Annotated in this window: 9 protein-coding genes; 3 read left to right on the top strand and 6 right to left on the bottom strand. The window is 45.3% G+C overall.

Features of this window, described 5'->3' with window-relative positions; all coding sequences use genetic code 11:
* Positions 1-452: 452 nt before the first annotated feature.
* The 6 genes from QUA40_RS11165 to QUA40_RS11140 form a co-directional block, all read right to left on the bottom strand.
* Positions 453-1190 carry a response regulator transcription factor gene (locus tag QUA40_RS11165; protein WP_333125255.1) on the bottom strand — a complete coding sequence of 246 codons (738 nt, stop codon included), beginning with the start codon at positions 1188-1190 and terminating at the stop codon, positions 453-455.
* 313 nt (positions 1191-1503) lie between these two features.
* Positions 1504-2466, bottom strand: a complete 963-nt coding sequence (locus QUA40_RS11160; RefSeq protein WP_333125252.1) for an FTR1 family protein — start codon at positions 2464-2466, stop codon at positions 1504-1506.
* Positions 2467-2562: 96 nt separating this feature from the next.
* Positions 2563-2997 (bottom strand): ferritin-like domain-containing protein, encoded by a 435-nt coding sequence (locus tag QUA40_RS11155; RefSeq protein WP_333125249.1) that lies wholly within the window; start codon positions 2995-2997, stop codon positions 2563-2565.
* 116 nt (positions 2998-3113) lie between these two features.
* Complete coding sequence (locus QUA40_RS11150) at positions 3114-3857, bottom strand: hypothetical protein (protein ID WP_333125246.1); 744 nt, start codon at positions 3855-3857, stop codon at positions 3114-3116.
* Positions 3858-3875: 18 nt separating this feature from the next.
* Positions 3876-4349: a hypothetical protein gene (locus QUA40_RS11145; RefSeq protein ID WP_333125242.1), complete on the bottom strand. Its 474-nt coding sequence runs from the start codon at positions 4347-4349 to the stop codon at positions 3876-3878.
* 66 nt (positions 4350-4415) lie between these two features.
* On the bottom strand, positions 4416-5051 hold the full coding sequence (locus tag QUA40_RS11140; RefSeq protein WP_333125239.1) for a hypothetical protein: 636 nt from the start codon (positions 5049-5051) through the stop codon (positions 4416-4418).
* 628 nt (positions 5052-5679) lie between these two features.
* Between QUA40_RS11140 and QUA40_RS11135 the strand changes: the two genes are divergently transcribed.
* From QUA40_RS11135 to QUA40_RS11125, 3 genes are all read left to right on the top strand, one after another.
* Positions 5680-6609 carry an energy-coupling factor ABC transporter permease gene (locus QUA40_RS11135; protein WP_333125236.1) on the top strand — a complete coding sequence of 310 codons (930 nt, stop codon included), beginning with the start codon at positions 5680-5682 and terminating at the stop codon, positions 6607-6609.
* Positions 6602-7258 carry an energy-coupling factor transporter transmembrane protein EcfT gene (locus QUA40_RS11130; RefSeq protein ID WP_333125233.1) on the top strand — a complete coding sequence of 219 codons (657 nt, stop codon included), beginning with the start codon at positions 6602-6604 and terminating at the stop codon, positions 7256-7258. Before QUA40_RS11135 ends, QUA40_RS11130 begins: the two co-directional genes overlap by 8 nt.
* Positions 7259-7349: 91 nt before the next feature.
* On the top strand, positions 7350-8084 hold the full coding sequence (locus QUA40_RS11125; RefSeq protein ID WP_333125230.1) for an ABC transporter ATP-binding protein: 735 nt from the start codon (positions 7350-7352) through the stop codon (positions 8082-8084).
* Positions 8085-8209: the final 125 nt, after the last annotated feature.

The following is an 8209-nucleotide window of genomic DNA, read 5'->3' as shown; positions in this document are numbered from 1 at the left end:
ATGAGTTTCAGCTTCTAGTCTTATGCACGAGTCTATCTTTTATTAGATAAAGTTATCACCATAAGTTCTGAAGAGCCCAAAAACATCGTAAAATAAAGGTTATAACTGTTGTATGTGCTTAATTGGCAGTTTGCTTCGCCTTAACAAAAATAGCCAGTAAAGGAATAGTTCAGAAGTTATTGATAAATAGTATTATTAAGGCTATAGCATTGTTTAAGTAGCTATTTAATTTTCTCGGAAAAGACAAGGTGGGAAAAGAAATCCGGTACTTTCCTCTGGGCAAGCTTCTATAAAAGTGAGGGTAGAGGGGAGTGTGGGATTGTTTTTTCAGGATCAACGGAGTTAATGCCTACTTGTTGACCTATTCATCTCAAACAACAAAGCCTGAGAGCAAGTGCTTTCAGGCTTTTCTAGCGGGATTTTTAACTGCTTGTTGCATCTGGCAGGCTAGCTCAAGCAGAGGATTTGGTTTCTTCAGCTACTTGCTCGTTGTTGGGCAACTCCAGGCAATAACCCGCCCCGTAGACGGTTTTGATGTACCGAGGATGGCGGGGATCGGGTTCCATCTTGGTTCTCAGGTGTCTGATGTGTACACGAATAGTTTCGATGTCGTCGTCGGGGTCGTAACCCCACACTTCTTTGAGAATTTCGCTGGGAGAGACTGTTTGACCGTGGCGTTGGAGCAAGCAGTGCAGCAACTCGAACTCTAGGTGAGTTAGTTTGACGGTCTTAGCGTACCAAACAGCTTCAAACCTTTCCGGGACAAGGGTCAGCGGGCCGTAATTCAAGATTTCGGAGTGTTTGGCAGCTTGGGGGATGCGGTCTGTGCGCCTCAGCAAGGCTCGCACTCGGGCTAGCATCTCTTCTAGTTCAAAAGGTTTGGTCAGGTAGTCGTCGGCGCCGGAGTTGAAGCCTTCTACTTTGTCTTGAGTTTGACTTAAGGCTGTCAACATCAAGACGGGAATATCTGAGGTGCGATCGTCACGCCGCAACCGCTGACATACGGTGAATCCGTCTACTCTAGGCAGCATGAGGTCTAGCATGATCAGGTCGGGCAGCAGTTGTATGGCTAGGGCCTGACCTTTGATGCCGTCTTCTGCCTGGGTGACTTCGTAGCCAGCCATTTCTAGGTTGACGGCTACGAGTTCGGCGATCGCCGCGTCATCATCAATAACAAGTATCCGAGGCATCATTATTTATCTCACCGCTAACCGCATGGCAGAGCCTACAGCCTTTTGGGGGTTCCAGGTAACTTTAACAACCAATTTTTTAATTTTAAGCTTCATTTAAGAATTATAAGGTTGATTAAGAACTTTTTGAGCTATGTAAAAATTGTTATACTAATTATAAGTGCTAAGGGTGTGTATCAGAAAGCGCGAGCGCCAAAAATCTCGCCGGGAGTTGAACCTCTACCTGTCGGCGAGAGTTGGGAAAAGGAATTTTTCCTACGATTTGAGATTTTAGAGAAGATTCTGGGTGGGTGGGGAGGCAAAGGGATGACAACTAGGGAGCAATAGTTGTCTCTTGAGTAGGCTGAGTATTTTTGCCCGAAACGGTTGCCTTAGCGCCTAGTTTTTGGAAATAAAGATTGCTGATTGTGGCTAAAAATGTTATGTAACCGATCGCTTGGACGAGATAAAGTCGATCTCTGTAGCCAAATAGTGCTTTGAGAACGACTCCTGGAAATTGCCGATCGGGCAAAATTTCCGCTGCATTCCACACCATCGGGCCTAAAATACAAGAGTGGATGTGTGCAGAGCGATCGTAATAAAAACAAATCGCTGCATACTTGCTATTCATCTGCGACAAAATCCCAGCGGCGTGGTCAAAATGTTTGAGTGCAGATACTGCCAAACCTGCCACGATTAACAGCAACAAAATCCCCATAAACTTGAAAAACAGGCGGATATCAATTTTGACACCCCACTTGAACAGTAGCGCCCCAATTATTGCAGCCCCAGTCAAACCGCCCAAAGCTCCCAAAGCGGGACTCAAACCTTGTTGAAACTGAGCGCTGACAAATATAACTGTTTCAAAACCTTCGCGCAGTACCGCAATAAAAATTAAGCCAAATACGCCCCAGCCGGCATTGGTATTTTCTGTCAAAGCTGCTGTTACAGCTCCTTCAACTTCTGCTTTGAGAAAGCGCGCTTGCTGAGTCATCCAAATTAGCATCCAGCTTAGCATTACGATCGCCACAATTCCCAGCACGCCCTCTAATAGCTGTTTAATTACTGGTGCGTAAGGCTGCTCGGATATTGATAGTGCTGCGAGCAATCCATTGAATAGAACACCCACAAAACCGCTAGCAGCAATGCCGGCTGCGACACCTGTATAAACCCAAGAATTGAGGTGAGTTTGCTCGGCTTTTTTGAGGCAAGCTAGTACAATTCCGGCGACTAAGGCGGCTTCTACGCCTTCGCGCAGGGTAATTACAAAAGTCGGTACCGCTTCACTAAAATTCATTTTTTATAATCATGGGGCATGGGGGATGGGGCATGGGCATGGGGCCTTGGTCATTGGTCATTGGAAATAACAACTCACCAATAACCAATGATTAAATCAACTATAATCCCGCAGCATTTTTTTCAATTCTACTTGGTGCAATTCTTCTTGTCCAATCAGATTGCGGGCATATTCTTCCAAATAAACGCTAGAGTCAGTCACTACTTCAAGTAAAGATTTATACTTTTTGAGCGCTTTTTTCTCGTGATTTAAACTTTCTTCCAATAAGTCTTTCACCGAGTGTTTGTAGGTTTCTTCGATAGGAGCAATTTTCTGACTAGGATGCCCCTCTAAGCCGGTGAGAATTTCTCCTGCTTGTTGGGCGTGGAGTAGGGATTCCGTTGCTTGTGCTTTAAAAAACTGCACGATGGGAATCCGGTTTGGCCCTGTCACCATTAGGGAATAGTGGGTGTAGCGCACGACACCTGCTAGTTCCCATTCCATGATGGTGCATAGCAGTTCCTGGGTTTTTTTGTCGTCAAGTTCTTTCATTGGTTGTTTTAGATGTAGAATGCCTTAGAGGGCGCTGTTTATAATATCACATTTAAGTTAAAAATTAAAAGTAAGGTGCTGATGGCGCACCTTACCGGAGAGATGTTGTATGTGAGTTACGGGTTAACTTCTAAGGTTCCCGCAGGAGCAAACACTACAGTAAACTTAGCGACAGGTGCTCCACTGTTACTTGTGCTAGTTTCGGAAGATTTCCGCAGATTTGGCAAAGGAGTTTCTTTGGTGTAATCCTTGGCGGGTTGATTGAGCGGCTCGAAAGTGGCGATCGCCCCATCTTGACGTGTGCTGACTCGATAGACTAGATTTTGAGTGAACGTAGGGCTAGTTTGCCAACTTCGATCGATGCGATCGTAGACTTTTAGAGCTAACTCATCTAGTTTTACGCGATCTGTAATTTCTGCTGTCTGATTTGTTCCATCCACCGCCTGAACTTCCTGCTGGCCTGCTGATACAGGTACAGCTTGGACAGTCTTATCTGTAGGGCTACTCGCAATAGCCGTTTCAGTAGACTTATTAGTGAAAGGTACAACCTGTGGAGACTTGTCAGGCAGCTTTTTTTGGCTGTCAACTGCTAAACTCGAATTATTTGCAGCCGGAAGCGCACTGCTACTGGCAATAGCTGGTTGGGCCAGCCCATTAGTGACAGCATTAGCAACAGCATTAGCGGGACTTTGCCCCTCGATTGTGAAAGACTTGACGTGAAAACCGCGAAACTTTTCTTTTTGGCTAACGCGCCACATTGCGATGGGAAAAGTGATAAAGAAAAGAGTCAAAACTCCGACGCTAACCCAAACTATTTTGTGCATCTCCCTGGCTGGAAGTGGCTTATTTTTTGTCTCCATTATCAAACCTCACATTACTTAAGTTAACGGCAAATAGGGAAATAGAGGGTGCCAGCACATAGCTGTGGCAGCAACCAATAAAGCAAACATCCAGAAAAATATGGTGCGGCTTTTAATGTTCTTATTCTTCCACAGAGTATGGAGAATTGGCCAACTGATCAGCCAACCCACAAGCAACATAGTTTCTTTGCCTGTGTAACTGCCGATATTTCCCCACAATTCGCTATCTGTCTTGCTTCCTGGAATCCAAGTGCCGAGATTCCAAACAATTTTTTCTGTGGCTTTCGATGTGTCTGACAAGTGGTGAGTCACCATCATTGTAAAACAACCAATTGCTGCACTAATTACTGCGGCTGCTGCAGGCCCGGAAACACTAGGTGCTGTTTCTGCTCCTTCGGCTAAACCGCTGGGAAAGTGTTTTAATTGCCTCCAAAATTTGCCGTATAAAGGTTCATTGTCCGGAGCATTTTGGCGGTATAATTGTCGAGTCATTGCACAAGTGTCCTAATTTTGGTAATTGGTAATTAGCCGTTGCTAATAGAGTTAACTAACTATTAACTACAAGGCTTGAATTTTCGCAACGCCAAGCCCGCTCACCATGCCGCCCATTGCAAAAAACATGATTGCCATCAAAGCCACGGAGGTAGCTGTTAAAACCGGGCGATTTTTTTTCTCTAAAATTGCGTCGCCATAGTTCCACAAAATCCACGCACAAGCTACTGTTAAAGGCAATGTAAACAGTACGCTAAATTCGTGATATTCCATCAAAACATACTGCCCTAAAGGTGAGTTTTCTTTGAGCAAAGCCCTAGCTCCCCCGAAATTTGCGCCGGCTCGATAACGCATATAAGCCCAGTTACCAGTAGCGATCGCCAAAAAACTCAAAAGAGTTGACCAAAAGGCTAAAGTACGCATTTGCGGCAATATTTTACCAGCACCCCGCAGCAAGGGAAAAGCCAAATGTCCCGTATAAACCATTACCAGTAATGCCAACATTGCACCCATGCCGTGAATGGTTCCCATCCACCGCTGCCAAGGGCTCGGATGCAGTAGGTTAACTAGAGGTAAAAACAGAAATAAACCACCGGATAAAAAGCTAAGTCCGTAGACAGACACTTGAGCGATATCTAACTGTTTGGGAAATTCAGATGGAACTAAATCGGTAGTTGAGTCTTGGGTTGAGTGCTGCACCACTGGCAAACCTCCTGTAGGTTGTCCGGAAAATTACTTGAGAATAAGCGCATTAGTATTTTGAGTTCCTTAATAATCCAGCTCGTGCGGGCAGAGCCGAGCGCAGATTGGCACGAGTGACAACTACAAACCTACTCCTAACTATATTAACTCGCAATAATTTAGGCTTTTTCGTTTCGAGAACACCCAATAATTTCGGTTTGACTAGCTTTAAGGCAATTTTGCTGCTGCTGTAGTCAAAATATTAATGCAACTTATTCTCAAGAGTTGAGAATAAAACCAATTAGGGATTTTCAGTTTATTCTTTATATTTTTTTAATATTTTTGTTTGAGCTGGACTGTGAATAGATTTTGCTTGTGAATCAGTAAACAAATATTGATAATTCTTATCAAAAAGCTTCAATATGCCGGTTGTCTGTAAAATATCCGAATAATTCTTCAGGATTATTTAATGTAAAATTTTTCCTCCTCAAAATTCAGCCACTGAGGCGCTAATCTATATCCAATAAGCGATCGCCCGCCGCAAATCCCCCGATCGCTCGATCGCAGAAATACCCCTACAGGGGATGGTAAATTTTTGTAAAAAATAGTTGACTAAAGGGCTGGAAGTTCTCTTATTTGGGATACATCGATGCACATACCTGATGGTTTTCTTTCACCGCCAGTAGCCATAGCCACCGGCATAGCAAGTGCAGCAGTAATTGCTGTTGCCCTGAATCGAACCCGCGCGAGTCTTGGACTCCGACAAGCCCCAATCATGGGCTTAACTACAGCTTTCGTGTTTGCAGCCCAGATGATCAACTTTCCCGTAGCCGGCGGCACCAGCGGCCACTTGTTGGGAGGGGCGCTGGCATCCGTCGTTTTGGGGAACCCTTGGGCGGCAACTTTGGCAATGAGCACGGTTTTTATAATTCAAAGCGTCTTGTTTGCCGACGGGGGCATCACCGCCTTGGGAGCCAATATTTTTAACATGGGGCTAGTTGGCATTTGGGTGGGCTGGTGGCTGTTGCAGCCGTTGCAGCAACTCTTGGGAGGTTCCCGAAATCGTTTGCCCCTCGCTGCGGGTATCGCTGCCGCCCTCAGCGTTGTTACTGCTTCTGTTTGCTGCGCGATCGAACTGGCAATTTCTGGTACAGTACCGCTGAATATAGCACTCCCAGCAATGGTAGGCGTACATATTTTAATCGGCATTGGCGAAGGGGTAATTACAGGCGGCGTTTTAACTTATCTCGTCAAAGTGCGGCCGGATTTATTGCCGGGAGAACAGCCACAATTGCAGAAATGGGTAGTGCCAGTAATCGGAGTTTTATTAATTTCGGGCGTGCTTTCGCTGTTCGCTTCAAGTTGGCCTGACGGGTTAGAAGCGGTAGCCGAAAAACACGGTTTTAAAGATAAAGAAGCTCCCGCGATCGAAAATCCTACTCCTTTAGCAGATTACACAGTTAAAGGATTAGAAGAACAGCCGATTGGTACTAGCATTGCTGGACTTTTGGGGTCTGCCTTCAGCTTCGGCGCGGCTTTTGGGATTGCTCAGTTGGTGGTAAAACCTAAAGATGTCTAAACTCTCCATACCTTTTCGATTGCGGCTGTCTTTGACAATTGTCATCGGCATTGGTTTTATGAAGACTGGCGCTTGGCTGTGGCTGGGGATTTATGGGGCGATCGCACTTTTTTGGTCATTTTGGCTCAGGGCTCCGGTACGAACCCTAGCGCAACTGTTGGGAGCAGAATTGCTTTTTCTCTCCTTATTAGTGCTGCCCCAAGGTTGGGAACGGGCCAGTTTTCTGTTGCTGCGTTCCCTAATTTGCCTGCTAATTATGAATAGTTTTCTGCTAACTTTGCCACCCCACAGTTTGGGAATCGCCCTCAAAGGATTACCCCTACCAGCAGGTTTGCAAGAGATTGTACTTTTAACGGGACAATACTTAGAAATCCTGCTGGCCGAAGTCAACCGCATGAAAATATCTGCCCAACTCCGAGGCTTGTCCGGCGCCGGAGGATGGCTGCGTTATGCAAGTGCTTCCATGATCGGAGCTCTCTATTTGCGAAGTCTCGATCGGGCAGAAAGAGTACACGCAGCCATGCTAATTCGTGGCTATCAAGGAGCTTTACCTACTGACTCAAAAGCGACACCTAAAGAGCGACTCTGGTTGACAATAACAATTTTAATAGCAGCCGGATTAACAATAGCTTCTTACGCTAATTGGTAACTTTGGCATAATTCCTTGGCCTCCCCTCTCTGCGGCCTCTGCGCCCTCTGCGGTTAAATACTCTTAATCCTAAAATCGAGGCATATAAAAATTGACTACTCTCAAAGTGACACCAACAATCGAAGTGCAAGACTTAGTATTCGGCTATACCGAGCAAAAACCAGTATTGCGGGGAATTTCTTTTACTTTGCAACCGGGAGAAAGAGTTGCCCTGCTCGGCCTGACAGGTGCTGGTAAAAGCACTTTGCTCGAAAATTTAATCGGTTTAAAAATGCCTCAATCCGGCGAGATTAGAGTGCAGGGCAAAAAGCTGGAACCGGCGACTTTATCCCAGGCACGCAGGCAGATTGGATTTTGCTTTCAAGACGCTAACGACCAGCTATTTATGCCGACTATTTTGGAGGATGTAATGTTCGGGCCGCGCAATTATGGGGTGCCGCCGGGAGTTGCGCGCGATCGAGCTTTATCGCTATTAGACGAATTTTGTTTAGTAGAATTTGCCAACCGTTCGGCTCACGAACTTTCGGGAGGTCAAAGAAGGTTAGCAGCTTTGGCTGCAATTTTAGCATTAGAGCCTGCAATTTTAATCTTAGATGAGCCGACTAACGGACTCGATCCCTCGTGGCGGCGTCACTTAGCTAAGGTTTTGTCCCAATTGCCGATAGAGGTAATTTTGATCGCTTCTCACAATTTGAATTGGATCGGGAAAACGACTCAAAGGGCATTAGTTTTGGCGGATGGTGAGATTAAAATTGACAGAAAAACTAAAGATTTGCTGGCAGATAAATCAACTCTAGAATATTACAATTTGCCGCCAGATTGGTAATCATTTATTGGGTGGTAGTGAGGATTTTATTCCTCTCTACCAACCTAATAAGGGTGATTTTAAAGGGTGTGATATGAATGGTAATAGACTTATTACTAATAAATCTTTGAGGTATCCGGAAACCG

The organism is Microcoleus sp. Pol11C3, from assembly GCF_036701485.1.
Lineage (GTDB): Bacteria > Cyanobacteriota > Cyanobacteriia > Cyanobacteriales > Microcoleaceae > Microcoleus.
This window is presented reverse-complemented; position numbering and strand designations above follow the sequence as displayed.